Annotated in this window: 34 protein-coding genes and 2 tRNA genes; 16 read left to right on the top strand and 20 right to left on the bottom strand. The window is 63.0% G+C overall.

What is annotated here, in order from left to right; all coding sequences use genetic code 11:
• Positions 1-7: 7 nt before the first annotated feature.
• From AC3WLC_RS15045 to AC3WLC_RS15035, 3 genes are all read right to left on the bottom strand, one after another.
• Positions 8-352 (bottom strand): lipid-A-disaccharide synthase N-terminal domain-containing protein, encoded by a 345-nt coding sequence (locus AC3WLC_RS15045; RefSeq protein ID WP_493684743.1) that lies wholly within the window; start codon positions 350-352, stop codon positions 8-10.
• Positions 352-1,104 (bottom strand): glycosyltransferase family 2 protein, encoded by a 753-nt coding sequence (locus AC3WLC_RS15040; RefSeq protein ID WP_493684742.1) that lies wholly within the window; start codon positions 1,102-1,104, stop codon positions 352-354. The genes AC3WLC_RS15045 and AC3WLC_RS15040 overlap by 1 nt, the downstream gene beginning before the upstream one ends.
• A 66-nt stretch (positions 1,105-1,170) precedes the next feature.
• The gene (locus AC3WLC_RS15035) at positions 1,171-2,859 is read right to left on the bottom strand and encodes an ArnT family glycosyltransferase (RefSeq protein WP_493684741.1); all 1,689 of its coding nucleotides are present in this window, start codon (positions 2,857-2,859) and stop codon (positions 1,171-1,173) included.
• A gap of 306 nt (positions 2,860-3,165) precedes the next feature.
• On the opposite strand from AC3WLC_RS15035, the gene AC3WLC_RS15030 reads away from it, so the two are divergent.
• Positions 3,166-3,333, top strand: coding sequence for a hypothetical protein (locus AC3WLC_RS15030; protein WP_493684740.1), 168 nt, complete (start codon positions 3,166-3,168; stop codon positions 3,331-3,333).
• Positions 3,334-3,576: 243 nt separating this feature from the next.
• A complete protein-coding gene (locus tag AC3WLC_RS15025) occupies positions 3,577-5,433 on the top strand; it encodes a caspase family protein (RefSeq protein WP_493684739.1) in 1,857 nt (618 codons plus the stop codon).
• A 38-nt stretch (positions 5,434-5,471) separates the two neighbouring features.
• Here AC3WLC_RS15025 and AC3WLC_RS15020 read toward each other — a convergent pair.
• The 3 genes from AC3WLC_RS15020 to AC3WLC_RS15010 form a co-directional block, all read right to left on the bottom strand.
• Positions 5,472-5,548 (bottom strand) — tRNA-Arg (locus tag AC3WLC_RS15020).
• Between the two features lie 42 nt (positions 5,549-5,590).
• Positions 5,591-5,896, bottom strand: coding sequence for an ETC complex I subunit (locus tag AC3WLC_RS15015; RefSeq protein WP_092161815.1), 306 nt, complete (start codon positions 5,894-5,896; stop codon positions 5,591-5,593).
• A gap of 31 nt (positions 5,897-5,927) precedes the next feature.
• Positions 5,928-6,004 (bottom strand) — tRNA-Pro (locus tag AC3WLC_RS15010).
• A gap of 427 nt (positions 6,005-6,431) precedes the next feature.
• Here AC3WLC_RS15010 and AC3WLC_RS15005 point away from each other — a divergent pair.
• The 7 genes from AC3WLC_RS15005 to AC3WLC_RS14975 all read left to right on the top strand — a co-directional run bounded on the left by AC3WLC_RS15005 (position 6,432) and on the right by AC3WLC_RS14975 (position 8,942).
• A complete protein-coding gene (locus AC3WLC_RS15005; protein WP_493684738.1) occupies positions 6,432-6,764 on the top strand; it encodes a hypothetical protein in 333 nt (110 codons plus the stop codon).
• Positions 6,761-7,138 carry a hypothetical protein gene (locus AC3WLC_RS15000; protein WP_493684737.1) on the top strand — a complete coding sequence of 126 codons (378 nt, stop codon included), beginning with the start codon at positions 6,761-6,763 and terminating at the stop codon, positions 7,136-7,138. The genes AC3WLC_RS15005 and AC3WLC_RS15000 overlap by 4 nt, the downstream gene beginning before the upstream one ends.
• On the top strand, positions 7,135-7,539 hold the full coding sequence (locus tag AC3WLC_RS14995; RefSeq protein WP_493684736.1) for a hypothetical protein: 405 nt from the start codon (positions 7,135-7,137) through the stop codon (positions 7,537-7,539). The genes AC3WLC_RS15000 and AC3WLC_RS14995 overlap by 4 nt, the downstream gene beginning before the upstream one ends.
• Positions 7,540-7,644: 105 nt before the next feature.
• A complete protein-coding gene (locus AC3WLC_RS14990) occupies positions 7,645-7,866 on the top strand; it encodes a peptide chain release factor family protein (protein ID WP_493684735.1) in 222 nt (73 codons plus the stop codon).
• Positions 7,863-8,162: a Y16D family protein gene (locus tag AC3WLC_RS14985; RefSeq protein WP_493684734.1), complete on the top strand. Its 300-nt coding sequence runs from the start codon at positions 7,863-7,865 to the stop codon at positions 8,160-8,162. Before AC3WLC_RS14990 ends, AC3WLC_RS14985 begins: the two co-directional genes overlap by 4 nt.
• Positions 8,163-8,198: 36 nt before the next feature.
• The gene (locus AC3WLC_RS14980; protein WP_493684733.1) at positions 8,199-8,672 is read left to right on the top strand and encodes a hypothetical protein; all 474 of its coding nucleotides are present in this window, start codon (positions 8,199-8,201) and stop codon (positions 8,670-8,672) included.
• Between the two features lie 6 nt (positions 8,673-8,678).
• Positions 8,679-8,942 (top strand): hypothetical protein, encoded by a 264-nt coding sequence (locus tag AC3WLC_RS14975; protein WP_493684732.1) that lies wholly within the window; start codon positions 8,679-8,681, stop codon positions 8,940-8,942.
• Between the two features lie 1,113 nt (positions 8,943-10,055).
• On the opposite strand, the gene AC3WLC_RS14970 is transcribed toward AC3WLC_RS14975, so the two are convergent.
• From AC3WLC_RS14970 to AC3WLC_RS14945, 6 genes are all read right to left on the bottom strand, one after another.
• The gene (locus AC3WLC_RS14970) at positions 10,056-10,496 is read right to left on the bottom strand and encodes a hypothetical protein (RefSeq protein WP_493684731.1); all 441 of its coding nucleotides are present in this window, start codon (positions 10,494-10,496) and stop codon (positions 10,056-10,058) included.
• Between the two features lie 253 nt (positions 10,497-10,749).
• On the bottom strand, positions 10,750-11,109 hold the full coding sequence (locus AC3WLC_RS14965; protein WP_493684730.1) for a hypothetical protein: 360 nt from the start codon (positions 11,107-11,109) through the stop codon (positions 10,750-10,752).
• Between the two features lie 237 nt (positions 11,110-11,346).
• Positions 11,347-11,514, bottom strand: a complete 168-nt coding sequence (locus AC3WLC_RS14960) for a hypothetical protein (RefSeq protein ID WP_493684729.1) — start codon at positions 11,512-11,514, stop codon at positions 11,347-11,349.
• Positions 11,514-12,236, bottom strand: coding sequence for an SOS response-associated peptidase (locus AC3WLC_RS14955; RefSeq protein ID WP_493684728.1), 723 nt, complete (start codon positions 12,234-12,236; stop codon positions 11,514-11,516). The genes AC3WLC_RS14960 and AC3WLC_RS14955 overlap by 1 nt, the downstream gene beginning before the upstream one ends.
• Before the next feature lie 29 nt (positions 12,237-12,265).
• Positions 12,266-12,583, bottom strand: a complete 318-nt coding sequence (locus AC3WLC_RS14950; protein WP_493684727.1) for a hypothetical protein — start codon at positions 12,581-12,583, stop codon at positions 12,266-12,268.
• Positions 12,584-12,894: 311 nt separating this feature from the next.
• Positions 12,895-13,116: a hypothetical protein gene (locus tag AC3WLC_RS14945; protein ID WP_493684726.1), complete on the bottom strand. Its 222-nt coding sequence runs from the start codon at positions 13,114-13,116 to the stop codon at positions 12,895-12,897.
• A gap of 58 nt (positions 13,117-13,174) precedes the next feature.
• On the opposite strand from AC3WLC_RS14945, the gene AC3WLC_RS14940 reads away from it, so the two are divergent.
• From AC3WLC_RS14940 to AC3WLC_RS14925, 4 genes are all read left to right on the top strand, one after another.
• Positions 13,175-13,429: a hypothetical protein gene (locus AC3WLC_RS14940; RefSeq protein ID WP_493684725.1), complete on the top strand. Its 255-nt coding sequence runs from the start codon at positions 13,175-13,177 to the stop codon at positions 13,427-13,429.
• Entirely contained in the window at positions 13,426-13,779 is a 354-nt protein-coding gene (locus AC3WLC_RS14935; RefSeq protein WP_493684724.1) for a hypothetical protein, read from the top strand. The genes AC3WLC_RS14940 and AC3WLC_RS14935 overlap by 4 nt, the downstream gene beginning before the upstream one ends.
• Before the next feature lie 62 nt (positions 13,780-13,841).
• Positions 13,842-14,102 (top strand): DUF7696 family protein, encoded by a 261-nt coding sequence (locus AC3WLC_RS14930; RefSeq protein WP_493684723.1) that lies wholly within the window; start codon positions 13,842-13,844, stop codon positions 14,100-14,102.
• Positions 14,103-14,326: 224 nt separating this feature from the next.
• Positions 14,327-14,740: a hypothetical protein gene (locus AC3WLC_RS14925; RefSeq protein WP_493684722.1), complete on the top strand. Its 414-nt coding sequence runs from the start codon at positions 14,327-14,329 to the stop codon at positions 14,738-14,740.
• A 121-nt stretch (positions 14,741-14,861) separates the two neighbouring features.
• Here the strand turns inward: AC3WLC_RS14925 and AC3WLC_RS14920 are convergent, their stop codons facing one another.
• The 4 genes from AC3WLC_RS14920 to AC3WLC_RS14905 form a co-directional block, all read right to left on the bottom strand.
• Positions 14,862-15,215 carry a hypothetical protein gene (locus AC3WLC_RS14920; RefSeq protein ID WP_493684721.1) on the bottom strand — a complete coding sequence of 118 codons (354 nt, stop codon included), beginning with the start codon at positions 15,213-15,215 and terminating at the stop codon, positions 14,862-14,864.
• A complete protein-coding gene (locus AC3WLC_RS14915; protein WP_493684720.1) occupies positions 15,202-15,684 on the bottom strand; it encodes a hypothetical protein in 483 nt (160 codons plus the stop codon). The genes AC3WLC_RS14920 and AC3WLC_RS14915 overlap by 14 nt, the downstream gene beginning before the upstream one ends.
• 14 nt (positions 15,685-15,698) lie before the next feature.
• Complete coding sequence (locus AC3WLC_RS14910; RefSeq protein ID WP_493684719.1) at positions 15,699-15,974, bottom strand: Pam3-gp28 family putative phage holin; 276 nt, start codon at positions 15,972-15,974, stop codon at positions 15,699-15,701.
• Between the two features lie 83 nt (positions 15,975-16,057).
• The gene (locus AC3WLC_RS14905; protein WP_493684718.1) at positions 16,058-16,534 is read right to left on the bottom strand and encodes an N-acetylmuramoyl-L-alanine amidase; all 477 of its coding nucleotides are present in this window, start codon (positions 16,532-16,534) and stop codon (positions 16,058-16,060) included.
• 148 nt (positions 16,535-16,682) lie between these two features.
• Between AC3WLC_RS14905 and AC3WLC_RS14900 the strand changes: the two genes are divergently transcribed.
• The 3 genes from AC3WLC_RS14900 to AC3WLC_RS14890 all read left to right on the top strand — a co-directional run bounded on the left by AC3WLC_RS14900 (position 16,683) and on the right by AC3WLC_RS14890 (position 18,609).
• The gene (locus AC3WLC_RS14900) at positions 16,683-16,958 is read left to right on the top strand and encodes a hypothetical protein (RefSeq protein WP_493684717.1); all 276 of its coding nucleotides are present in this window, start codon (positions 16,683-16,685) and stop codon (positions 16,956-16,958) included.
• A 90-nt stretch (positions 16,959-17,048) separates the two neighbouring features.
• Complete coding sequence (locus AC3WLC_RS14895; protein WP_493684716.1) at positions 17,049-17,324, top strand: hypothetical protein; 276 nt, start codon at positions 17,049-17,051, stop codon at positions 17,322-17,324.
• Between the two features lie 754 nt (positions 17,325-18,078).
• Positions 18,079-18,609 carry a hypothetical protein gene (locus AC3WLC_RS14890; protein ID WP_493684715.1) on the top strand — a complete coding sequence of 177 codons (531 nt, stop codon included), beginning with the start codon at positions 18,079-18,081 and terminating at the stop codon, positions 18,607-18,609.
• Between the two features lie 77 nt (positions 18,610-18,686).
• Here the strand turns inward: AC3WLC_RS14890 and AC3WLC_RS14885 are convergent, their stop codons facing one another.
• The 4 genes from AC3WLC_RS14885 to AC3WLC_RS14870 all read right to left on the bottom strand — a co-directional run bounded on the left by AC3WLC_RS14885 (position 18,687) and on the right by AC3WLC_RS14870 (position 22,090).
• Positions 18,687-19,562 (bottom strand): class I SAM-dependent methyltransferase, encoded by an 876-nt coding sequence (locus tag AC3WLC_RS14885; protein ID WP_493684714.1) that lies wholly within the window; start codon positions 19,560-19,562, stop codon positions 18,687-18,689.
• A 75-nt stretch (positions 19,563-19,637) separates the two neighbouring features.
• Positions 19,638-20,726: a hypothetical protein gene (locus AC3WLC_RS14880; RefSeq protein WP_493684713.1), complete on the bottom strand. Its 1,089-nt coding sequence runs from the start codon at positions 20,724-20,726 to the stop codon at positions 19,638-19,640.
• A 111-nt stretch (positions 20,727-20,837) separates the two neighbouring features.
• Positions 20,838-21,212: a tail fiber assembly protein gene (locus AC3WLC_RS14875; RefSeq protein WP_493684712.1), complete on the bottom strand. Its 375-nt coding sequence runs from the start codon at positions 21,210-21,212 to the stop codon at positions 20,838-20,840.
• The gene (locus tag AC3WLC_RS14870; protein WP_493684711.1) at positions 21,209-22,090 is read right to left on the bottom strand and encodes a hypothetical protein; all 882 of its coding nucleotides are present in this window, start codon (positions 22,088-22,090) and stop codon (positions 21,209-21,211) included. Before AC3WLC_RS14870 ends, AC3WLC_RS14875 begins: the two co-directional genes overlap by 4 nt.
• Between the last annotated feature and the right edge of the window lie 58 nt (positions 22,091-22,148).

Raw genomic sequence — 22,148 nt, 5'->3', positions numbered from 1 at the left:
GCTGGCCTCAGCCCGGCCCTGAATTCGTGTCCTCGCCGCGCGCCTTGGCCCGCAGTACGAATTGCAGGTTGCGCAGGTAGACGAAAACCCCGAAGCCCTGGCCGAGGATGAAGACCGGGTCGCGGCGGTAGAGGGCGTAGATCAGGAGCAGCATGCCGCCGCCGATCGAGAACCACCAGAAGGTCATCGGCACGACCGAGCGCTGCGCCTTCTCGCTGGCGAGCCACTGCACCACGAAGCGCATGGTGAACAGGCCCTGCGCGACCACGCCGAGCAGCACCCACCAATCGACATTGTTGACGAAGACGTCGTGGAAATAGTCGCCGATCATGTTCTGCAGGTCGATGAGCATCAGCGCGCCTCCGTCGCGATCTGCGGCACGCGCTTGCGTCGCCGGATCAGCCACCAGACGCCGGCAAGGTCGAGGATGCCGACCCAGAGCCGGTCGAAGAAGCCGTAGTTCGAGACGCCGGTCAGGCGCTGGCGATCGCGCACGTCGTGATGCAGCACGGTGAGGCCCTCGCGCACCATCAGCGCCGGCATGAAGCGGTGCAGCGCGTCGAAATAAGGCAGCGCCAGATAGGCGTCGCGGCGGAAGCATTTCAGACCGCAGCCGGTGTCGCGCGTGCCGTCCTTGAGGATGGCGCCGCGGACCTTGTTGGCGATGCGCGACTGCATGCGCTTGAAGCCGGTGTCCTTGCGCCCGACGCGCTGGCCCTGGACCAGGCCGGCCGAGGCTCCTGCCGCCTCGAGCTGCGTCAGCATCGCCGGGATGAAGGCCGGATCGTTCTGGCCGTCGCCATCGAGGGTCGCGACGATCGGGGCTCTTGCCGCCCTCACCCCGCTGCGCACCGCCGCCGACTGGCCGCAGGACTGGGCATGACGGACGACCCGCAGCCAGGGCCGCGTCAGCGCGAGATCGGCGAGCGCGGCGGCGGTGCCGTCGCTGGAGCCGTCATCGACATAGATCAGCTCGAAGGCGCCGATGCCGGCGCAGGCGCTCTCGATATCGCGGACGAGCGGGGCGATGTTGCCCTGCTCGTTGCGCACCGGCACGACGATGCTGAGCCGGGGCTGGCCGTCTGAAGGCACGGGTTCGGTCACGGATTGAAGTCTTTCTGCATGGCGGCGCGCAAACTGCGTCAAGCGCCGCGACGGGGCAAGCGCCGATCACTCGCGGACATAGACGCTCATCTCGAGGCGCTTGCCGCCGTTGAGGTTGAAGCCGGCGATCGTGGTCAGCAGCCGCGGCGACTGTCCCGAGGCGGCGAGACCCTGGCGGAAACCGTCGAGGAAGCGGCTTTCGACCAGCGCGACCCGGCAGCCGGGCTCGCGCAGGAAGGCGGCGGCGGCACTGCCGTCGGCTCCCATGCGCAGATTGGTGCCGACCAGGAAGACGAGACTCGGTTCGCGATAGCCGACGGTCATGACCTCTGGATTCGGGCAAGAGACGGCCTGCACCGCCTCGGCCAGCCGCGGCGAGAGCTTCAGGCCGCGCAGGCTCGGCGCAGCCAGGCCGTAGACGCCGGCGCCGAGCAGCAGGCTCGCGACCACGCCGCGCCAGAGCGCCCCCTCGAAGGCACCCTCGCGGTAGGCCAGGAAGCTGCGGAAGGCGACGATGAGTGCCAGCGCCAGCACCGGCAAGGCGAGCCATGGCAAGGTCCTGTCGAGCGTCCAGGTGCCGTAGAGCAGCACGCCAACCAGCGCCGCCGGCACCGCGACGATCAGGAAGGCGGTCAGGTCGGCGCCACGGCGGAAGCGGTTGATGCCTCCATTGACCAGAGCGAGCAGGAGCAGCGCCGTGATCGCCGGATAGAGCGGCAGCACGTAATGCGGCAGCTTGGTCGGCACCGCCTCGAAGACAATCCAGGACGGCACGATCCAGGCGAGGAGGAAGAGGATTTGCGGCTCGCGCCGCTTTACCCAGGCGAACGGGATCGCCATCGCCGCCAGTGCGGCCGAGGGCCAATAGGTGCCGAAGAACAACAGCAGGTAGAGGCCGGGCGGACCCCAGTGCTTCTCCTGCCCTTCCCCGACCTTGGCGAGCATGTCCTTCCCGACGCTCTCGGCGAAGAAGTCGCCGCCGGTCTTGATCGCGATGGCGACGAACCAGGGCAGCACCACGACGAGGCAGAGCAGCAGGCCGAGCCCGGGCCGCAGCGGCGCGAACCAGCGCAGCGAACGCTCGCGAATGGCGAGCACGATCGTCGCCAGCCCCCAGACCATCGGCACGATCGGGCCCTTGAGCAGCAGGCCGAGCGCCGTCGCCGACCAGAACACCAGCCAGTTCCAGCGGCTCGGCACGAAGGCGAGCGAGCGCGTCCAGTCGAGCCATGCACGGGCGAGCGCGCCCATGGTCGCAACCGCACAGGCGGCGAGCAGCGCGTCGGTCTTGGCGAAGCGGGCTTCGACGCCGAGCAGCACGCAAGCCGCCATCAAGGCCCCGCCGAGGAGAGCAAGGCGGGCGCCGACGAAGGCGAGCAGGGCCCAATAGGTCAGGAGCACGGTCGCGATCGCGCCGACGAGCGAGGGCAGCCGGTAGAGCCACATGGTGGTGCGCGCCTCTGGCACGCCGAGCGCCTCGCCCGCGGCGACGCTCGCCGCCTGCAGCCAGTAGATGCCGACCGGCTTCTTGTGCCGGGCTTCGTCCTGGAAGCGGATGTCGACGAAGTCGCGCGTCTCCAGCATCTGCTTGCTGGCCTGGGCGAAACGCGGCTCGTCGCGGTCGAAGGGCTGCAGGCCGGCAAAGCCCGGCAGGAATGCCGCCAGCGACAGCAGGACGAGCAGCAGGCAGGCGCGCCGGTGGCTCGCGGACGCGAAGCTAGCGAGCCGGTCGAGACCGGAGCCGAGCGAGATCATCGACACTCCTTGCGGGCCGAAACCATGCATGGCCCCTGCCCCTCATGGGCAGCGGACAAGTGGGCAGGCAATCGGGTTGGCCGCGGCGCGTTTACGGCCTCGCATCGCTCGCGGCAAGCGCGCAGACGCAATCCGCGGTGACGCAAGGCGGCGCGTCCGAGCCTGGCAGGTTGGCATTCGAGGCCAAGTTTGTCCTGAACATGGCGAAACGCCTGCCGGAACCCCATATCGCGCCAGGGGTTGCTTGTGCGCACGGCGCGCCGCAGGCCGGTGAGACCGTGCAGGCACCAGGAAGGCAGGAGCACGATGAAGATGCCGATCGCCGTTCATACCGACGAGGACTACGAACAGGCCCAGCAGCGCGTGGCCGAGCTCAACGCCGCGCCCGACAGCAAGGAGAAGGAGCGCGAGCTGGAGGCGCTGGCGGAAGCGATGTTGGCCTTCGAACTGCGTCGCGACGAAGCGCAGGACTGAACCGGCGAGGCATCGCCCCCCTCTGAACTGAAGCTGGCGCAGACCTCGTTTGTGTCATCGCCGACCCGCGGCACGTTCGCCAAAGCAGAATTTGCCACTTAATATCTGCAGCATTCGTCTTCACAGCAGCCTACTCTGCCCCAGCCTATGTGGCAGCCGAGCTTAGGTGATCCAGGACGCGATGAGCAGGCGCCACCGTCATTCGAGCATGATCGCGGCTCGAATCCTCCCCTTCTTGCGTTGATGCTCGGCTTTGCCGCGCCGGCTGCCATGGCGGAGCCGGCACGCATCCTGGACGACAATTCGGATTCGATCGCGGTGGTGATCGGCAACCGCGACTACAAGCAGACCAGCAAGGTCGACTACGCCCATAACGATGCCGAGGCGATCCGGGACTATCTCGTCCGCGGGCTGCGCTTCCGCGAGCAGAACGTCTTCCTCTTGAAGGATGCGACGCTCGGCGAACTCACCCAGATGTTCGGCAGCGAGGCCAATCCGCAGGGCGGCAAGCTCTGGCGCAGCGCAGTCGAGGGCCGCTCCAACGTCTTCGTCTATTATTCCGGCCATGGCGTGCCGGATATTGCGACGCGGCAGCCCTTCCTGCTGCCACAGGACGGTAACCCCAACGCCAGCGAGAGCGGCTACGCGCTTCAGACGCTGTATCGAAACCTCGAACTGGTCCGCCAGAAAATTGGGGCCCAGCGGCAGTTGATCGTGATGATCGACGCCTGCTTCACCGGCGAGACCGGGCGCAAGGGCGAGAGCCTGCTTGCGGTCTCGGCGCCGGGCTTCACCCCGGCCAAGCCGCGCAGCGGCGGCGGCATCGTCAAGCTTATCGCAACCTCTGGCACGACCCCAGCCAATTGGGACGCCAACCAGAAGCTCGGTTTGTTCACCAGCCGCTTCCTGATGAGCGCGGCCGGGCTGGCGCAGGCCGGCCGCGACAGGCGGATCGGCTGGACCGAGCTGCAATCCTATGTCGTCCGCGAGGTCGAGATGGTCGCGCGGCGCGACAGCGGGCGCGAGCAGAAGCCCGAATTCGACACCGCCAGCCTGTCGCTGCCGATCGTCGAGCCGTCGGCCACGATCCGCCGCAGCTTCGAGAGCGCACAGGACGAAGCGCGCTGGCGCAGCGCGACGGCGGACGGCTCGCGCGAGGCCCTCGAACGCTATGTCGCGCAATGCACGGCCCCCTGCGCCTATCGACAGCAGGCGATTGATCGACTGCGGCAGCGCGATGCCGAGGCGACCAAAGACGACGAGAGCTGGCGGCAGTTCAGCGCCGAGGGCAAATACCAAGCCTATCTCGACGCCTGCAACCGGATCTGTGCCTACCGACAATTGGCGCTCGGCTATCTCGGCAAGGATCCGATCGCAGCGGCCGCGCCGGAGGGCACGCAAGCGAAGCCGCAAGTACTCGCAGCAACACCACAGCCGACCGTGACCAGCAATCCGGCCCGGGCCCTCGCCGACGCGAAGGCGGCGGGAACGATCGAAGCGCTGGACCGCTTTCTCAAACTCTACCCCGAAGGCAAGCTGGCGACGGAAGCTTTTGCCGCACGGGCAGCGCTGGTCCAATCTGCCAGGCAAGCTGGCGCGGGCCACGCGCCGACCTCAGGCGCCAATGCGCGCTACTCCGCCGGTCAGACGCAAACCGACGCCATGGCTACGGCAGGCTCCAACCGAACGCCCGGAGTGATCGGGGGGAGATATACGCTTGGAGACATGCCGGTCCCAGGGCATCGTCGTGAAGCTCGGGCCCCGTCGTCCGGAAGACCCGAAGAGCGGGTTCCTGTCCGTGCGCTCCGGACCGGGCGGCAGCGGCTACTTCGAGACCGACCGAGTCTACAACGGCGATCTACTGATCATCTGCGACACGATCGGCCCGTGGCACGCGATCATCTACCCGAATCGTGGCCAGTCGCTTCAAGAGTGCCGAGCGCAGCTGAATGTGAAGTCAGCAGGCCCAGCGACTTACTCAGGCTCGTGCCGCTCAGGTTGGGTTCACAAAAATTATGTCGAGATAACCACAAGATAAGCGCGCACCTGCGCGGTGGCGCTCCTGATCACCGTATCGGACCCCGACGGTGCGCGTGGTAGTTTTACTCCAATCGGAGCAAACAATTGAATGAAAACAGTGGCGAGCCCGACAGGATTCGAACCTGTGACCAGCAGCTTAGAAGGCTGCTGCTCTATCCAGCTGAGCTACGGGCCCTGAAGGAAACGGCGGGCTTGGTATCCGCCGTTCACTTGAACTTCAATGCGTCCACTGGCCGACGCGGTTGAACTTGAAATTGTCGGCATAGGCCATGCCGCGGCGCTTGGGCGCATGCGGCTGCTCCAGGCGATAGGCGATGCCGTTGCGCGTGGCGTAGGCGACGGCCTCCTCGGCGGTGTCGAACCAGAGCCTGAGCTGGCTCTTCATGTCGCCCGACGAGGTCCAGCCCATCAGCGGCTCGATCTCGCGCGGCCGCTCGGGCTCGTATTCCAACAGCCAGCGGCCGGTCTTGGCCGTGCCGGACTGCATCGCGTTGCGGGCCGGCGAATAGATGCGTGCCGTCATGCTCCCCCTCGCCTTCCGGCAAAGCCCAAAATGGTCGGGGCACCAGGATTCGAACCTGGGACCCTCTGCTCCCAAAGCAGATGCGCTACCGGGCTGCGCTATACCCCGCCGCCTCGCAAGTGCATCAAAACACTCGCTAATCGTATCGCCCGGCCCGTTCGTACCCCGGAGCGACGCGGAACGAAATAGCACCGTCGGGAACGTTTGGGAACTGAAAGTTCCCGCGAATTTCCCCATGCTGTTCTCGGTTCCTTCCCGTCCCCTCGCTGCCCCTCTGATGGAGGGCCGGTGATGGGAGCTATGGTCGAGGTCTATTCGAAGAATGGACGCACCGTCAGTGTCCGGGCCGATCTCGCTGAAGCATGGGCAGCGCAGAACCGCGAATGCCCATCATGCAAGGGGCACGGCTCTTCCACCTATCTGGCTGGCGGCAATCTTTGGGTTCGCGGCTGGGCTGTCTACGAAACCTTTGGCTGCCGCGAGTGCAGGGGCACCGGGTTCGTTCGGCCCACCCCTCTGATGGAGGGTGGCCGCCATGGGTGAGCGGGCAAACCCGTACCTCATCACCGGCCCTGCGCTCATCAGCTTCAGCGGCGGCAGGACCAGCGCCTTCATGCTCTGGAATATCCTCCAAGCGCACGGCGGCAAGCTGCCGGACGACGTGGTGGACCTGCGCCGAACGATCCATGAGATCGTGGAGTGGGTAGAGATGGAAGTGGACCTGTCGCTAAGGCCGGCGCTTCGGAAACGCATCGAAGCTGCCAAGTCTCTGCTCGAACGACCCGCCCTGTCCTCTCCCGCGACACCCGAGCCGGTATCTGCTCCCGCGAATGGGGAGGTGGTGAACAAGGTGGAGGGGCGCTCATGAGCCGCCCGAAGGTATATACTCTCTGCGGGTCAAGTCGCTTCCCGGAAGCGTTCCATCTCGTCAATGCACACCTGTCTATGCAAGGACACGTGGTCATCAGCCTCGGTCTGTTCGGCCATGCCGACGAGCCGCGCGGCGCGCGTTTTCTGACTTCCGACGGTGATGAGAGCACGCCCGAGAAAGTCGCGCTCGACCAACTGCACTTCCGAAAGATCGACATGGCGGATGCCATCTTCGTCGTGAACGTTGGCGGCTACATTGGGTCCAGCACGAAGCGAGAGATCGCCTACGCGCAGGAACAGGGCAAAGCAGTTGAATGGCTATTCCCCGCCCTATCCAACCCCGCCCCCGGCCATGGGGAGGGGGGATTATGAGTGGCATCCGCGAGCTATCCTCACCTACCTGGCCGCGTTGGGGAAGTTTAGAGCCGTCGAAAGCCGTACGGCGCCGCGAGGACATATCAATCGGCAGCGTCGTGCTGATCCATGACATGAACAACCGCGTCTATTTGCAGCGGCATGGCGGGCCTGATGCACGACATTTTTTCGTGCCGCGCGAGGTCATCGGAGAGACGAGCCGGTCATGGCTTGTCGGCTGGCCACACCGTGCAGACAAGCATCCGAAGGCTTCACCTACCGGCTTGTACGGACTCGACGATGTCGAGGACGCGCTCTGGGTAAGGGAACACTCTTACCGCCTTGGCCAGCACGTCGGGCGCATCAACGATGCCGAACTCCTTCGGCAAATCGCGAAGCTTGCGGGGTTCGAGCCATGACCCTCTCAAGGCTACACAACGCCTCCTTGCAGTATCTGGAGAACGGTCCTGCAAGTCTCGCGGATGCCACCCCAAAAGCCCTGCGCACCAGCGACGGAGGCAAGGATGCAGACTGACATCCCGAGTGAAGATCTCAAGGTGGAAGTCTGGCCCTACGGCAAGAGCCCCGGTGGCCAACAGGTTGGCACTCATCCGGGCGTCAAGGTCACGCACCTGCCGACCAACACTGTCGCCATTGTCGAGACTGATAGGTCTCAGCACCGCAATCGCGAAATCGCGTTCGACATGATCCTTACCGCGATCACCCATCCGAGGTTCCGGCCATGACTGAACTTACCGCGCTCATAGAGCGGGTGGAGAGCGAGCGCATCACAGGCGTCGCGATCGTTGATGGTCAGGGCCGTCTCTGGGCTCTGCCGGCGCCTCATCGTCACCACCACATCTTCGCGCTGGCGGCGTTCATCGGAGAAAGCGCCGAAGGCAACATGCGCGGCCAAGGCTTCACGACCAGCAATCACCGGTTCGTCGAGCGCGCTGAGGCCCTGACCATCGCCCAAGCGGCCGGCCAGACGCGCTCCGGCGCCAAGCTCGGTCATCAGCTCTATTCGGAGGACGTTTGGTGACCACCGCCCTCCGCGCCATCCAGGAGTCTCGCGCCGATGACAGCTAGCCCCGACTTCTTTGCGGAAAGTGCAAAGAACCCAACCAGTGCAGAAAATGCACACGTTGGGCTGCCGAGCGAGTTGCGAGAGGCCGTCAAATCAGCCCTCCCGAGCATTGCAATCGCAATCGAGGAATGGCTGTTCAACGGCGCGGCTGATGATGAAGCCGCCTCTGCGATCGCAGACCTCATCCGCCCAGCGTTCGAGGCGAAGGACGCGGAGATCGAGCGCTGGCGGCGCAGATGGCTAAGCGCTGAGGCAGAACTTCAATCCGCCGAAGCCAAGCTCGCGCAGGCGGGGGAGGCTATGGAACCTTTCGACGACGCATTGGGCGAGGATGACGAGGGCTACGGCGGCGGCCTGACGGTCGTCATGAAGTGGGGAGCGTGCACCGACTACAGCATCACGCTGGAAGATCTGCGCGATCTCCGTAAGGCCTGCCGCACCGCCTCAGCCTCTGCGAGGGGATAGACGTAGATGAGCGAGATCAAGATTTGTCGGTTAGCGTGGCAGGAGGCCCGTTGTTCGGATCTCTATGAGCGTTTCACGGCGGCATCAGTGTTCGGCAATTACGAAGCGCTGGAATGGAGCGATGGCGGGTTCGGTGGCTCATTTCCGGCACTGGATAGGCAGAGCATCAACACCGAATTTCGAGCCAGCACGATCGAAGAGGCAAAGGCTTTCTGCCAAGCCAACTATGAACGGCGTTTCCTCGCACTCGCAGAGGGGAAAGAGGGATGAGCCCTGAGATCGCTACGGTTTGGCTGCTTATGCACTGGAGCGCGATCGGACAGGCTCGTGGTGACGTGTTCGCTGCGGCCATCCCGCAATCACGGCATGCGACAGCGGAAGAATGCGGCGCCGCTCTCCAAGCGACCCTGCGCGAACGCTACGGTACATGGTCGTGCATTGAGGCATCGCATAGGGCAGCGCCCTACAACCCCAATCTGAAGCGAACGACAACGACCGGAGGAGTGACCTGCACCGGCGATGACCGCTTCTGCGGACGCGCCCTCGCCTCCGTCAAGGAGAATCCATAGACTGGAGGGATGAGCCTGATCCTTTCTCGCACCTACCCTGACGACCCTGACGAAGGAAACCGGGAACACTTCTGGCGCTTAACGAGAAATGCGCCTAGCGAATTTGCTACAACCCACCCACAACCCATGATTGCAGAAACATAGAATCGCGGTAAAGTTGCGTGGCCTGCAGTTGGCCTCCTTGAAGCCTAATGGTCGCGCGGGCAGGGCCGGAGCCACAGCTGGAGGGGTGGCTCCGGGTGGATTTGGGGCGCTCGGTCCACACGGCCACCATGCTCGGCTCGGTCCTGACAGAAGTCCTTAGCGACTCTGTTCGCATGTTGAGTTGCAAAGTTGCGCCAGGGAACAAAGCTGGCCAGCTCTCCCTAGCTGCTTGTTTTGGACGTCGAAGCTATGGTCGCCTGGCTTGGCTCACTCAAGCGAAGATCAGCGGCGAGGCTGACCAGTGCTTCCTGATCGCGCGGAAGCAGCTCCCGGAATATTTGTGTCAGTTTGACTGCCAAGATGACCGACCGGTCTGCACCATCTTTTCGCGTCTGATTATCGTTTGTGGCTTCGACGGACATGCAATGCCTCGCGCAGGTCGTCCCCGACGCGGCATAGAACCAATGGCAATCCCATGCCAGTAGAATGTGCAGGAGGAGGCATCTTGGCTCGTACCGCTCGCGAGTATCCCCCCTCGCTGCGCGCGAGCGATGAGCAGTGCGGGTTGCTGCGGTGTTCGTCTGGGTGCGGGTGCTTGGACTGACCTGCTGGGCGATCAGCGTTTTAGGCGGATGACCATCGCTCGCAGCATGCCTGCTTGCCGCCTCGCCTACCGTTCCTTGTGGCCATAGATCTCGTAGGCTGCTCGCGATACCTCGTTGTCGCCGTGATTGGAATCAAGGCTCTCGCTCGCTTCCCGCCAGTCCGCTGCACGGCGATCGAGTTCGCTTCGCGACAAGAAGGGTAACCCGAGCTTTCGCAGCGCGCGCTCATACTGAAGCGCGGCGGCGTGGGCCCGCCGCAATCGGAGATCGTTAAGGCGGGCCGCCGCGCGCTCGGCGGAGCCATTGGCTGCAGAGATGAAAGCTCGCCGTGCCGTAGATGCAGCAATGGACAGATCAATGGCTGGGGCGGGTGTTATGCTCAGGGCTTCAAACCGGCTAGAGAACCGAGCCCATAAGGCTTCAACCTTCTGTTGCTCCCGAAGATTGCGCCTGAGAACCTCTCGCGCCTGCTCTTTTTCGCGACTGCAGAATTCTTCGAAGGTCATCTGCGGTGCGCCTTGCATTGGCCCTCCCTTCGACCGGTTCGTGAGTTTTCAATCCCGCAGTGGATCATGCGCTTCATCGGCACATGGTTGCCCCGCTGATGCGCGATTGGGAGGAAGGCGACCTCAGCGGGGCCGAGCTGAGGCGATAACCGTCACCCCATCGGTTCAAGCTCGTCTGAACAGGTCCCTGCATACCTTCGGCACCTTAGCACGTGCCACTTCACACCTTGGCAGCTAATATGCCGGCGAGAGATCAGGCGGCCTTGAACTCCGTCGACAGGAGGCGCCGAACCCCCGTGGCGATCGAGCTTATGCCGGCCTTGAGCTCCTCGACACTTTCTCCGATCGATCCGCTGTCTGTGCAGATGTCGAGCAGAGCGAGCACTCCAGGCCAAGTCGTCGGGATTGTGTCCAGCGCTTTTCCCAGCGCGTAACTCCATCTCTCATGCATTTGGTCAAGGTTCGCACTTTCGACCAAATGCCCCTCAACTTTCACGAGAGCGAGATAATCGTTGTATATTCGCTGATATTTCGTAGCGGCGATCAAAGCAGGGTCGTGTTTTTGAGCAGGCGAAGCCGATCGGGCGAATACCCGATGGTTGACCTCATTCATGATGTTTCCCCCATCTGAGTTGTTCGGATACTTACAAACACGAATCACTCAGGCCCACGCAACTAGGGTAATCTCCCTAGCTAACCCTTAGGTTGCAACTTCAATCTTTGTCGGTTGCAACGCATATGCAGTATGCAGATCACGAATGCGCGAGCCAGGACGCATCGTTCGACCTGCGCTCGCCGTAGCCCGCTTGTCCGCGAATGGCGCGCCGACGGCGTCGAGCCTGACGACCTCTCAGAGCAGGCCGAACAGCCAGAGACCTATCGCCACTGAAGCGCCCCAGGCCGCAGCAATGATCGCTGTTTTGCCGTACCGATAGACCTCTTGCCGCCAGTGCGGCCAGGCAGATCGGCGCGCGCGCTCCTCGCGGTTTTCGACGCCGATCTGCTCCCAATGGCCCATCAGAACAGGTCGCCCTGCTTAGGAGATTCGGGCTCCGGCTCTTCCGCCGCGGGCTCGACCGGATCAGCCAGCGTCGGATCATCATCAGGGGCGCGGCTGCTGTTGACCCGCGTCGAGACGATCCATTCCTGCAACTCCGGCGGCGGCCGCATCAGGATTTCCTTGCCGCCTGAACCATCGAGCCAAGCCTGAAAATCCTCCTTGCGCAGCATCGCCGGCATCCGATCATGCAGCTTCGACATGAAGCGATCGGCGTCGCGGGTGATGATCGTGCAGGAAACCACTTCTTCGCCGGTCTGCGTGTCGGTCCAGCGCTCCCATAGGCCCGCGAACGCCATCAAGCCACCGTCCGCCGCGCTGATGCGGTGCGGGATCTTGGCGCCCTTCTCCCCGGTCCACTCATAGAAAGCGCTCGCCGGAATGATGCAGCGGCGCTTGCTCCAGGCTGACCGGAAGAATGCGCTGCTATCGGCGCCCTCGATGCGGGCATTGAAGGTTGAGCCAGTCTCCTTCGCCGACTTCTTCCACCAGCTCGGGATCAGGCCCCATCGCGCTTTCCAAAGCTCGCGGCCAGCCTCGGTCAGAACGAGGATATCGACCTCCGCCGTTGGGCTGATGTTGTAGCGCGCCCGCAGATTCGGGCGGTCCGCAGGCACAATCAGCGGCTGGCTGAAGGCGACGATCTCTTCCCAGCTATAGGCCTGACTGTACCTGCCGCACATTCGACGCCTCCAATCTGACAGCTGGCAGCCTATGCGGCCTTTTTGCGCTCGACCAGATAGTAGTCATCGGCGCCAACCTCGGGGTGACCGAGGTAGGGGCCGCTGCAGTAGCAGCCATGGCCTTCCAGCACGGCTTTCAGATCACTGGAGACTTGATAGGTGACCCAGCCCATGACCTCGACCTCGTCGAACAGGCCGAGGTCCAGCATCTCGCCGCAGGTGATCACGTAAGGCTGGCCAGTCTCTCCTACGCTCTCGATCGCATAGATCAGGTTGGCCACCGGCCGTTCAATCGCCGACAACGCGGCGACGGTCTTTTCGGGAAGGCTTTTCCGTGAGCTGCCCATCTTTGCCTCCTTGGATCAGGGTCAGTCCGGACAGGCTTGGCGGCAGGTCCGGTGGCACGTTGGAGCCAAGATCAGGGCAGTAGCCGCCACAGGGCTCCGGGCTATGCACAAGCCGGCCATTGCGCCTGGCCGGCCGATGCGGGCACGTCGCGTGGAAGCGCTCAACCAGCCTCGCGATCGTCTCGGTCGCACCGAACTTCTCGGCAAGCCGCGCCAGCCGGGCATCGCCGTAGCGCCTGCAGCGCGTGCACCGAAACCTGACGATGATCCAGGGATAATGCTCAAGCGTCGTCTCCGGATGCGGGGTTTCATCACGGCTCGTCATCGGTTGGGAGCGGCCGGGCGCCCTCCGAAAACAGGCCGCGCAGGTAGCCTCTGGACGAAGCTCGATCGCCGTCGCGCGCGAGCTCAGCCAAGTCGAGCAGCAGAGCCCGGATCGCGGCGCGCTCGCTGCCGTGCTCGGCGATCACGTCGTCGATCTCGGTCTCCAATTCCGTCATTGGCGACGTGTCCGGCAACGGCACGGCTGACATCGGCTTCGCTCTCCAGTATGAGAACATAATGAGAACGATACCCGAGGAGAGTCAAGCCATGGCCAACGTCGACAGCTTCTTCATCCAGCCCTTCAGAACACACCGGAAGCGCCTGGTGCCAAGCCAGCGCGTCCCGTCAAAGACCCGCCATCATGCGCTGAACGACGGCGAGCGAATGGCCCGCACGGCTGAGGGATTGGCAGTGATGCACGTGGTCGCGGATGACGAAACCGGCGAGGTAAGCGCCGTCGCTGTTCTGGCGCGGCACGGGGCGATCCCCGAGGAGTTCGAAGAGCAGATCAGGGCGCTATGACACTCAATCTGACCCTGCGCAGGACGTACAACGATCGCCCGCGCGCCGAGGACAACGACAAGTTCTGGTCGGTCGATTGCGACGGCGTCGGAGTGGGGGCCATCGTGCTGCATCAGGGCCGGACCGACAATCCGCCCGTCTGGCAGTGGGTTGTGCACATCCACGCCGGACGGTTCCGCAATGGACTGCCGCTGCAACAAGGGACCGAGGACACGCGAGAGCAGGCGATGGTCGCCTTTCGCAAGGCCTTCGAGCACTGCCGTGAGCAGATTGGCCCCGAAGGCTGGCAGCATCACCACGAGCATATGGCGAGGCTCAGGGCGCGTGCTGAGGGCCGCCGGAAATATTGAGCGGGCGGCGGCTGGCGACTCAACTCTGATTGCCGATAGACGATCCGGCAAAGGAGCAGCCGATGCCGTACCCACCCGACGCCCCGCCCATGACCTATTCCCGCCTCGCCGGCCGGGAAGTCTCGACCTGGTCGGAAGAGTGGAAGCACGAATGCGAGATCGCCTATCTCGCCGGGATGAAGCCGGACAAGCTCAAGGGCATGCTCTACGGCGTCCAAGGCGCTCAGGACGAGAGCGCCAGCGGCATCAAGCAGAAGCGTGGCGAGGCGGCCGTGGCGCATCTCATCAGCGAGATCGAGCGGTACAAACAAACGACGATCTGATCTAGCGCCCGCGAGCGATTGGTCGAGCCAACCTCAGGGAAGGTGCGCGACTTTCGCTCCTAGTCGAGGCGGTGGCTCACCAGGAGGCCTTTGGCTATGAGATGCACATCCGCTACCCTTCGCCACCGCGCCAAACGCTCTAGACGATGCGTGCTCGTTTGTGAAACCTGCGGGAATGAAGCCATCGCCTCGCGACGCCCACCCGCACGAGACTCGCCAGCACCATGACCGCAACAGACGACGTTATGACCTGCGATGAGATGTGGCGGCGCCACGCTGACATCGCGAAGATACCACGGGGCATTGAGCAACGGGCCGCATACGCGGCCCTGTGCCACGCCTACCACCTACAGTTCGCCACACCCGCCACCTATGCAGCGATTGCGAATTGCATCGTCCCTGAGCGCAACACGGTGGGAACTTGGAGCGCGAACGAAGGCTCAGGCCAAGATCTGGTCGATTTGGAAAAGGCGATCAAGCCGACGTGCGACATGAGGAAACTCGCGCTCGCGAATCCCCCTAAAGGTGCATGGTCCCTGAAGTTGGCTGTGAGCATTGCTCAAGCCGTGGCCCATGACATCAAGAGCAGAACGGATGCCACACCCGCAACGCGGGCGGCGGACGCGGCTCGCCAGTAAGCCCCAGAAACGAAAAAAGGCCCGGCCACGCGTGAGCGAGACCGGGCCAGTCTAGGGAGGAAACGCCCAAGGAGGGCAGCCCTTACGGGGCCAGGCGATCGCCGGGCGCGAGCCCAGCAATTCAGGGTCTGACGGTGCGCCGGCGGCGATCGACATCGCGTTGCCGAATACGGCGCTCGACCTCCTCCTCGATGGCGTCGTCTTGGGCTTGATCACGCAGGAGTTTGAGAAGCCCCTCGGCCGCGACGGCGATCCGCTCATTGGCGGCGGTCGTGCGCGCCTGTTCAGCCGCGAGCTCGCGGATCGGCTGCATGTCCGCGATCGTGACGCCCGGAATCACCCGGTCGCCGTTCTGAGCGGTTGCCGGCGCCTTTCGGGTCTTGAAGTACTCCCGCAGCGCATAGATGCCGATGCCGATACCGGCGATCAGCGTGCCGATGATGTTCTCGGTGGTGAGCGCGCTAGGGTCGGTCATCGGAGACGGCCTTGTCCATGCTCCCCGCGTCACGTGTCGCGGCGACGATGTTCATCGCGTCGAGCACAAGCAGGCCGGGATACACAGCAAGGCCAGTCGTCGCCGCATCGGAATTCCAAAGACCGAACGAGATCTGGAACCAGAGAAAGCAGGTGAGGAAGCTCGCCAGCGCCCTGACATGCGGCGACCAGCGGCCGTACCACGTCCGGGAGAAGGTGCCGTTGATGATGAGCGCGACGAGCCGGAAAGCGCCGATTGAGATGGCGAGCTTGCCCCACGCGTCTTCGCTCATCATCGCGGCCATCTGGGCCCAAGCGGGGCTGGCAGCGAAAGCATCGGCTGGCTTCAGCAGGATCCAGCCCCAGGCAATCAGGATGCAGGCGAGCACCCACTCCGACCGCCGAGCCGGAAAGTGGTCATGGATGCCGAGATAGAGCCGGACCGGCAGTGGCTTGTCGCGATGGGGCATGCCGCCCTCCCCGCTCATCCGCGTGTCACGACTGTCGCAGGATCGTCAACCTTCGCTGCGATCTCCGGCGTGGTGACGATCTTCGCAACCTCCGGGAGCGCCGCGGCCGTCGCGACCAAGCCCGCTTTGCGGCGGACATAGAGGCCGTACGCCGCCGTCAGGATCGTGATCACTGCCCCGACAATCGCCTCCAGCGTGCCACTATCCAGATAGCCTTTTGTCACGAGGCCGCCGCCGACGGCCAGGAGGATCTGGCGCAGAAAGCTCCAGAACTGAACGTTGTTGATCATGCTGCTCTCCATGCTGCTGCTGGTGGTGAAGTCAGTTCGCGCCAGGCGCGGGACCAATCGGGATGGCTGAATAGTCAGCAGGATCAAATCAGGCGGCCGAGCTCGTCCTTGCGGACGTCGAAGCTGGGGCAGGCCTTGGCCGCGTACTGGTTGTGGCCAGTCACTTTCTTGACGGTCGGATAGCGCTCGATCAGCGCCTTGACGTGCGCGAGCAAAGCGGCCTTCTGGGCTAGGGTTCGCGTGTCCTTCGGCGTCTTGCCGTCGGCGGCGACGCCGCCGACATAAACGACTCCGAGCGTGCCGGTGTTGTGGCCAGCGACGTGCGAGCCGATCTGCGCCTCCGGGCGACCGGGCTTCACGGTGCCGTCGAGCAGCACGACCCAGTGGTATCCGATGTCCTTCCAGCCCTGGCCGATGTGCCAGCTGCGGATCGTATCGACCGAGACCGCGCGCCCCTCGGGCGTCGCCGTGCAGTGGATGATGATCTCTTCGATCCGCCGGGTAGCCTTGGGCTGGGCAAAGACGGACGCCTTCGCCCGCTGAAGATCAGCGTTCGTCATGGTGTTGCTCCGGAAATGGAAAAGCCGCCCGAAGGCGGCAAAGGTCAGCCAACCCTCATAGGGTGAATGCTGCCAGGGCGTGGCACTCTCGGGTTGCGAAGAGGCTGCCTAAGGTTTAATCCAAACAGGTGGCGGGAGGCTCGCAACTATGTCGATGGACGTGGAAGGCGCCCTGTTAGTTCGTGCAGTGCGCGGCGCAGTCTTGGCCATCACATCGTTCATCTTATTCCAGTTGCAACCCTATTTGACTTCGCCGGCTTGGCTGATTGCAATTGCCTTCGGGTTGCTCGGCACGATGCACTCGACAGAGCGCGTAGCCCGACTGGGCCTCAGCATCTTGATTATACTGGCGCTGCTGCCATCCGGGCTTCTGGAGAGCGCGGGACGCTGGCTCCTCGTCCTGCGCAACGGCGGCACGCTCTGAAAGAGGTGGAACAACCTCGCCGCGCAGCCATCCGAATTGCAAAACACCGCCGTGCGAATTATTGAATGCGCGACAGATCCGGGGGGATGCATGTCACTGCACTTTGATGAAATTGTATTTATTCGCGCCATGCGCGCCATAGCGCTAGCTATAGCAGCGTTCGCTCTTCTGCAACTTCAGGTCTATCTTAGTTTTTCGAATTGGATATTCGCGACAGCTGTCGGATTGCTTGCCCTACTCCATTCGACTGGGCGTGTCGTGGTGCTCGTATTTAGCATTCTTGTTCTTATGGTTTTGGTGCCTCCCGCGCATCTGGAGGCTATTGGACGCTGGGTCCTAGCCCTGCGCAACGGCGCTACGCTCTGAGAGGCTAGAGTAGCCCGGGAGGCGCGCCATTCATCGTCGCCCCGCCCGGGTCGCAGGATGGTCGGAATAGTCGCCTTCATGGACAAGGACGCGGGACAGCGCCCGCGCATAGTTCTGCGCAGTCATCGGTGTTGCTCCGGATATGCAAAAGCCGCCCAGCGGCGGCTAGTTGACCGGTCGCGGGTGGCGGGGCATGAGGCGCTGTGGTTCCTACGACAGGCACGGCGAGCTCAGCTCAGCTTGAAAAGCGGGACACCCGCCAAGGTCAGATCGATATGGCCAGTGCTCATCGGGTCCATCCCTGATGCGGCCAGTCAGGAGGAATTTCAGGAGCGCGTCCATCAGGTGCAGTCGGCGCTGAATGAACAGTATGGCCCGCTTGGTGCGGGCCGCGCCGGCCGCCGGCCGGGCAGCTGGCCCGAACCATAAAGTCATTAATGAGCCGGACAGAACAGACCGAACCGGCGATAGTCGGCTACTACTTCAGGCGAGACGCCTTCATCAAGCTGGGGTCCGAGATGGGAACTCCGGTCATCATCGAGAACGTGCACTCCAAGAGCCCCTATAGCGAGTTTCGATTCAACGCTATCTACCAGAAGCCGCTGGTTTAAAAGCAGAGCCGAATACCCGCCCAAGCTCAGCCGCTGAGATTGATGAGGAGAGCTTGATCGGGGACGCTCCTTGCGACACTACCAGCCCGCTCGCTAGATGCGGCATGCGCTCGATCAAACGACAGGACTGAAGGAACTCGGTAGTGGACCCGGTCATTGGAAAATGGGAACGGACGCCGCTTTGGCTACAGGCTCTCGGAAAGTTACCACTGCGGCGCGAGGGTGCTGGTGGTTGGGAATACGGCGACGCATCGACCGTCAATGCATTGGAAGACGCCCTTCGTCTGTCCGAAGAGAAGGCGATAGAAAATGGCGTGAAATATGAGATGGACAAGAACGCAATTCGCCGCGCGGTCGAAAATATCGGGTCGATTGCAACGGACGATCTGCGCTCTCACCCAGCTATGAAAAGATTAATCAAAGAAACTTCTGTTATTTATAAGGGGATTGAAGGACGCGGACCATTTCCCGGTTCGATCGATGCTCGCGATGTTCTGCCGGAAAAAATACCTGAGGCAATGATAGACCTCGGCCAATTCTATTTGAATTCTCTATCGCCCGATAGAAAATTCATTTGGCCAGAAAGATTCGACTGGCAGCTGTTTTGGACGGTGCTTAAGAATGGGCTCCCCATGCACCCATCCCGCAGAAAGGATGGGCAGACTTTTTATTGAGCCAGTTGCCAGGACTAACGGCGGCCTCGATCGCGATTGGGCCGCCGCAGTAGGGTTTAGACAAGCCGTGACGCAGCCTAGAGCACGGCTTCCATATAGTGCTGCGCCTCGATCGATCCGCGAACCGTCACGGTGAGACCGTTCGATGTCGCCCACTGGTCGAGTTCGTGCACCTCGTAGCGATACGCATAGGGCGGGTGATACCAGTCATAATTGACGAGATCACAGTGCTTTTCGGTGAAATTCGGATTGTACCAGCACTTCATGAAATACTTGTAGATGAAGTCCTGCACCTTGTACTTTCCAGCCTTGACCCCGAGCAAGGGCAAGTCATCGACGATCGTGATCAGGCCATCGCAGGCCTGTAGGTCGCGCCCAAGCTTGCTGAATTGATTTGCCACTGAGAACGCTTCGTCGTTGCTCATCGGAATGACGAGTTCCCGCATTGCGTCGTCAACCGCCTCGCGCATCGGGGCCTTCTTGGCGTACGCCGTGATAGCGATCGTGCCGCCGGGCTTGAGGTGGCTTATGAGTGTCCGGAACGTCGCCTCCGGATCCGGGGTGTGATGGATCGCGGCCCGACAGAGGACGAAATCGAACTTCTCGCCGCCCGGCAGAGGATCAGTGATGTCCCACTGGATCATGCGCGAGTTTGAGGTCTGCTCAATGGTGTCGAGCGAGCCGTGGATATCGGCCCCGAGATAGGAGAGACCTTCCGGATTCGGATCGACTGTCAGCTGGCGAAGAATGTCGCCGAAGCCGCAGGCGGCGTCGTAAACCGACACCGGGCCTGTGGTGGCTTCCTGCCGAATCCGTTCGAACAGCGCAGGCCAGGGCAATTGACGCGCCGGCATGACCGACGCAGCGGCCGGGTTCTTCTGGACAAAGGTCTTGAAATCGAGCTCCGAGCCCCACTGTTTCGTGTAGTGCTCGGCCGTCTTGGCGTTCTTCATTTCGCTCCTCGCGTTCGCCCCGCAACCTTAAATGGTTGCCTACGGCGACGGAAGAGTGTCGACCGCTGTGCCCTTCTACTGCGCGAAGAAAGCCGTCACGTCGGCGGCGCTGTAGTAATGGCTCGGCGAGTTGGAGAACTGCGTCACCAGTGGCTTCCCCCATCCGGCGCGGACAGCGTTCACTGGGTGCAAGACGCGCCCCTGAGCGGCCTCGACCCGATAGCTGATGTCATCGCTCATCGAGAAACTGAGCCGCAGCGGCTTGTCAAAGAGAGCAACGAGGATGGCGTTGCGCTCGTAGAGCAGGCGCTCCCCCATCCCATAGGACCACGCCCCGAGCGAGTAGAACTTGCTCTCGAAGGCGGAAAAGCCCGAGGCCAAATAGACCACATCCACATCCGAATGGATCAGAGCGACGGAGCCGGCCACGGTCGCGCTTTTCGAGACGCCGGTGATCCCGATCGACGCCGCTGGAAACCAGCTTTTCAGTAGGCACACCGCGTCGTAAGCGTCCTGGATCCAGATCGACATAGGCGAAGTGCCGCGAGCCTTGGCGAAGCCATCGAACTGGAAGAGCCCTGAGGAACCCCAGCCGCCCCGGAAATACTTGTCGTCGAAGCCCTTCAAGGCCACGACCAGAACCGGATGACCGTCAGCGCGCAAGATCTCAGCGACATTCTCCCCCGTAGCGCGAGGCGCCGCGGTGCCGATCGCGTAGCGCGCGCCCATCCCGTCATTCACGACAACGACGGGGCGCTTCCAGCCTGCGGCCGGACCAGACGGCGCGCCGTAGTAGATGGTCGTCCGGAGCACTTCGTCGGACCGCTTCGCGTCGCTGTAGACCTCCCAGGTTCCCGCGTAATAGCTGAAGGTGGGTGCCTGGACGTCACAAGCCTGGACCTTGTGGACCGATCGCACAGCGCCGGCGACGCCATCTCTGAACGCCTCAGCCGTCATGCTGCTGGCGGTGATGACGGAGAATTGCGACTGAACCCGGATGGCGTCCCACTGGTAGTAGGCGCGCCCTTCAAGGTCGGCCGCATAATCCATGGTCTCCTGATCGGCCGCGTCCTGGGCGGACCAACCCGAGAAGAATTGCGCATTCGCGGTCCCGCATAGGAGCGCGAGCGCGCAAACGGCCAGAAGCCGCTTGAGCTTGAACATGATTGTCTCTTTGGAAACGGCCGATCCTGGCCAAGTCGGGAGTCGGTCCCGGTACCGGTGGGCTACAACCCAATATAGAGCAGCGGCCGGGTTCAGCGGCCGCCCGAATAGCTAGCTTGCAGGCAAATCCGGCCAGGTCGGGTTCGTGGGATCAGTCGTAACGCGCGGCAGATCTCGCAGTGCCTGCCGGTAGGTTGCCCAGGCGCTGCGCGATTCCGTGACCAACGGCGCGTCCGGCATCTGCGTCCAGTCCGAATCTCGTAAACGAGCGTCGCGCTCTCGGCGCAAACTCGCCCAGTCGGCAGCTCGATTAGCTTCCTCGATCTGCGCAAGCGCCGCGCCATATTCCGTCAGGTCGATCGCCGGTGAGACCTTGTAGCCGATCAGGGCGCCGGACTTGTTCCGCATGTCTTCGACCGCACTGGCGCCAAGAGCATGCAGCACCTCGACCACGGCCTCAGGGCCAACTTTGGTTGTGCCGCTCATGGCTCAAGCTCCGAGAACTGAATGAAGGAGGTCGTCTCAGCAGGCAGGTAGCTGGTGTCAGTGGTTCGGGGATTGATGATGCTGTTCCACGCCAAGGCGTCCCCTCGGCCGAAGGACCATGTCCAGTTGACTACACCAGCGGCAAGCCCAGCGTAGATCTTGCTGCCGGTACAGGCTGGCGAGCTGACACTCCCGTCAGCGTTCCTGGTAGTAAAATCGAGATTGGTCGGCAGACCGGAGACGCGACCGAAGCCTGCGGCCGTTCCGGTAGCGAACAGATTGGTCGACACCTCGACCACGAGCTGTGAGGTCGCCGACTTCTTCGTGTAGGTGCCGGTCTGATAGGTGACCTGTCCCGATCCCGAGAGCGAGACGCGAGCATTGTATAGGATGCGGGTGACGTTGAACGGCGACTTGTTCGCGGCGAGATCACTGGGCAAGAAGGCTACAGCACAGAGGTTCGTGCCGTCGTCGAGGAACGGGTACCAGCGGACGCCGAAGTCACCGGGCACCGGATCGATGCCATCCGCCTTCTTGACGCGACGATTGCCGAGCGTGCTGACGTTGGCGTTGACGGTCGTGCTGGTGTTCACCGCAGGCGGCTTGATCCAGAGAACGCGTCCCGCGGCATAGGCCGGAACCGCGAGCGCGGGCGTCACCGTCCAGGCATTGGCGGAGCCCGTCGCGACAGCCCAGTTCAGGCCGCCGCTCTGCATCGCCTCGGCGAGCTGCTGCATCTTCGCATTGGTCGGCGTGCCGCCGGTCAACGTGATCAGCGCGCCGAGCTCCTGATAGAGCGCGTTCCAAAGGCCGTTGAACAGATCGAGGTCGAGCGGCCCGCAGCCGAAGCCATTGTCGATCTCGCCGGCGGTCGGCATCCGCAGGCTGGGATAGAGATGAGCGAATGCCGGGGAGAAATCGGCCATGAGGACCTCG

It is taken from the genome of Allobosea sp. GW821-FHT03A12, from assembly GCF_058986765.1.
The sequence above is the reverse complement of the archived record's forward strand: the minus strand, read 5'-3'. Positions and strand labels throughout refer to the sequence as shown.

What these genes read in the sequence shown, in the direction of transcription:
- AC3WLC_RS15045 (WP_493684743.1), bottom strand. Translation starts at nt 352, where the DNA reads ATGCTCATCGACCTGCAGAACATGATCGGCGACTATTTCCACGACGTC.
- AC3WLC_RS15035 (WP_493684741.1), bottom strand. Translation starts at nt 2,859, where the DNA reads ATGATCTCGCTCGGCTCCGGTCTCGACCGGCTCGCTAGCTTCGCGTCC.
- AC3WLC_RS15030 (WP_493684740.1), top strand. Translation starts at nt 3,166, where the DNA reads ATGAAGATGCCGATCGCCGTTCATACCGACGAGGACTACGAACAGGCC.
- AC3WLC_RS15025 (WP_493684739.1), top strand. Translation starts at nt 3,577, where the DNA reads ATGCTCGGCTTTGCCGCGCCGGCTGCCATGGCGGAGCCGGCACGCATC.
- AC3WLC_RS15015 (WP_092161815.1), bottom strand. Translation starts at nt 5,896, where the DNA reads ATGACGGCACGCATCTATTCGCCGGCCCGCAACGCGATGCAGTCCGGC.
- AC3WLC_RS15005 (WP_493684738.1), top strand. Translation starts at nt 6,432, where the DNA reads ATGGGTGAGCGGGCAAACCCGTACCTCATCACCGGCCCTGCGCTCATC.
- AC3WLC_RS15000 (WP_493684737.1), top strand. Translation starts at nt 6,761, where the DNA reads ATGAGCCGCCCGAAGGTATATACTCTCTGCGGGTCAAGTCGCTTCCCG.
- AC3WLC_RS14995 (WP_493684736.1), top strand. Translation starts at nt 7,135, where the DNA reads ATGAGTGGCATCCGCGAGCTATCCTCACCTACCTGGCCGCGTTGGGGA.
- AC3WLC_RS14990 (WP_493684735.1), top strand. Translation starts at nt 7,645, where the DNA reads ATGCAGACTGACATCCCGAGTGAAGATCTCAAGGTGGAAGTCTGGCCC.
- AC3WLC_RS14985 (WP_493684734.1), top strand. Translation starts at nt 7,863, where the DNA reads ATGACTGAACTTACCGCGCTCATAGAGCGGGTGGAGAGCGAGCGCATC.
- AC3WLC_RS14980 (WP_493684733.1), top strand. Translation starts at nt 8,199, where the DNA reads ATGACAGCTAGCCCCGACTTCTTTGCGGAAAGTGCAAAGAACCCAACC.
- AC3WLC_RS14975 (WP_493684732.1), top strand. Translation starts at nt 8,679, where the DNA reads ATGAGCGAGATCAAGATTTGTCGGTTAGCGTGGCAGGAGGCCCGTTGT.
- AC3WLC_RS14970 (WP_493684731.1), bottom strand. Translation starts at nt 10,496, where the DNA reads ATGACCTTCGAAGAATTCTGCAGTCGCGAAAAAGAGCAGGCGCGAGAG.
- AC3WLC_RS14965 (WP_493684730.1), bottom strand. Translation starts at nt 11,109, where the DNA reads ATGAATGAGGTCAACCATCGGGTATTCGCCCGATCGGCTTCGCCTGCT.
- AC3WLC_RS14960 (WP_493684729.1), bottom strand. Translation starts at nt 11,514, where the DNA reads ATGGGCCATTGGGAGCAGATCGGCGTCGAAAACCGCGAGGAGCGCGCG.
- AC3WLC_RS14955 (WP_493684728.1), bottom strand. Translation starts at nt 12,236, where the DNA reads ATGTGCGGCAGGTACAGTCAGGCCTATAGCTGGGAAGAGATCGTCGCC.
- AC3WLC_RS14950 (WP_493684727.1), bottom strand. Translation starts at nt 12,583, where the DNA reads ATGGGCAGCTCACGGAAAAGCCTTCCCGAAAAGACCGTCGCCGCGTTG.
- AC3WLC_RS14945 (WP_493684726.1), bottom strand. Translation starts at nt 13,116, where the DNA reads ATGTCAGCCGTGCCGTTGCCGGACACGTCGCCAATGACGGAATTGGAG.
- AC3WLC_RS14940 (WP_493684725.1), top strand. Translation starts at nt 13,175, where the DNA reads ATGGCCAACGTCGACAGCTTCTTCATCCAGCCCTTCAGAACACACCGG.
- AC3WLC_RS14935 (WP_493684724.1), top strand. Translation starts at nt 13,426, where the DNA reads ATGACACTCAATCTGACCCTGCGCAGGACGTACAACGATCGCCCGCGC.
- AC3WLC_RS14930 (WP_493684723.1), top strand. Translation starts at nt 13,842, where the DNA reads ATGCCGTACCCACCCGACGCCCCGCCCATGACCTATTCCCGCCTCGCC.
- AC3WLC_RS14925 (WP_493684722.1), top strand. Translation starts at nt 14,327, where the DNA reads ATGACCGCAACAGACGACGTTATGACCTGCGATGAGATGTGGCGGCGC.
- AC3WLC_RS14920 (WP_493684721.1), bottom strand. Translation starts at nt 15,215, where the DNA reads ATGACCGACCCTAGCGCGCTCACCACCGAGAACATCATCGGCACGCTG.
- AC3WLC_RS14915 (WP_493684720.1), bottom strand. Translation starts at nt 15,684, where the DNA reads ATGCCCCATCGCGACAAGCCACTGCCGGTCCGGCTCTATCTCGGCATC.
- AC3WLC_RS14910 (WP_493684719.1), bottom strand. Translation starts at nt 15,974, where the DNA reads ATGATCAACAACGTTCAGTTCTGGAGCTTTCTGCGCCAGATCCTCCTG.
- AC3WLC_RS14905 (WP_493684718.1), bottom strand. Translation starts at nt 16,534, where the DNA reads ATGACGAACGCTGATCTTCAGCGGGCGAAGGCGTCCGTCTTTGCCCAG.
- AC3WLC_RS14900 (WP_493684717.1), top strand. Translation starts at nt 16,683, where the DNA reads ATGTCGATGGACGTGGAAGGCGCCCTGTTAGTTCGTGCAGTGCGCGGC.
- AC3WLC_RS14895 (WP_493684716.1), top strand. Translation starts at nt 17,049, where the DNA reads ATGTCACTGCACTTTGATGAAATTGTATTTATTCGCGCCATGCGCGCC.
- AC3WLC_RS14885 (WP_493684714.1), bottom strand. Translation starts at nt 19,562, where the DNA reads ATGAAGAACGCCAAGACGGCCGAGCACTACACGAAACAGTGGGGCTCG.
- AC3WLC_RS14880 (WP_493684713.1), bottom strand. Translation starts at nt 20,726, where the DNA reads ATGTTCAAGCTCAAGCGGCTTCTGGCCGTTTGCGCGCTCGCGCTCCTA.
- AC3WLC_RS14875 (WP_493684712.1), bottom strand. Translation starts at nt 21,212, where the DNA reads ATGAGCGGCACAACCAAAGTTGGCCCTGAGGCCGTGGTCGAGGTGCTG.
- AC3WLC_RS14870 (WP_493684711.1), bottom strand. Translation starts at nt 22,090, where the DNA reads ATGCCGACCGCCGGCGAGATCGACAATGGCTTCGGCTGCGGGCCGCTC.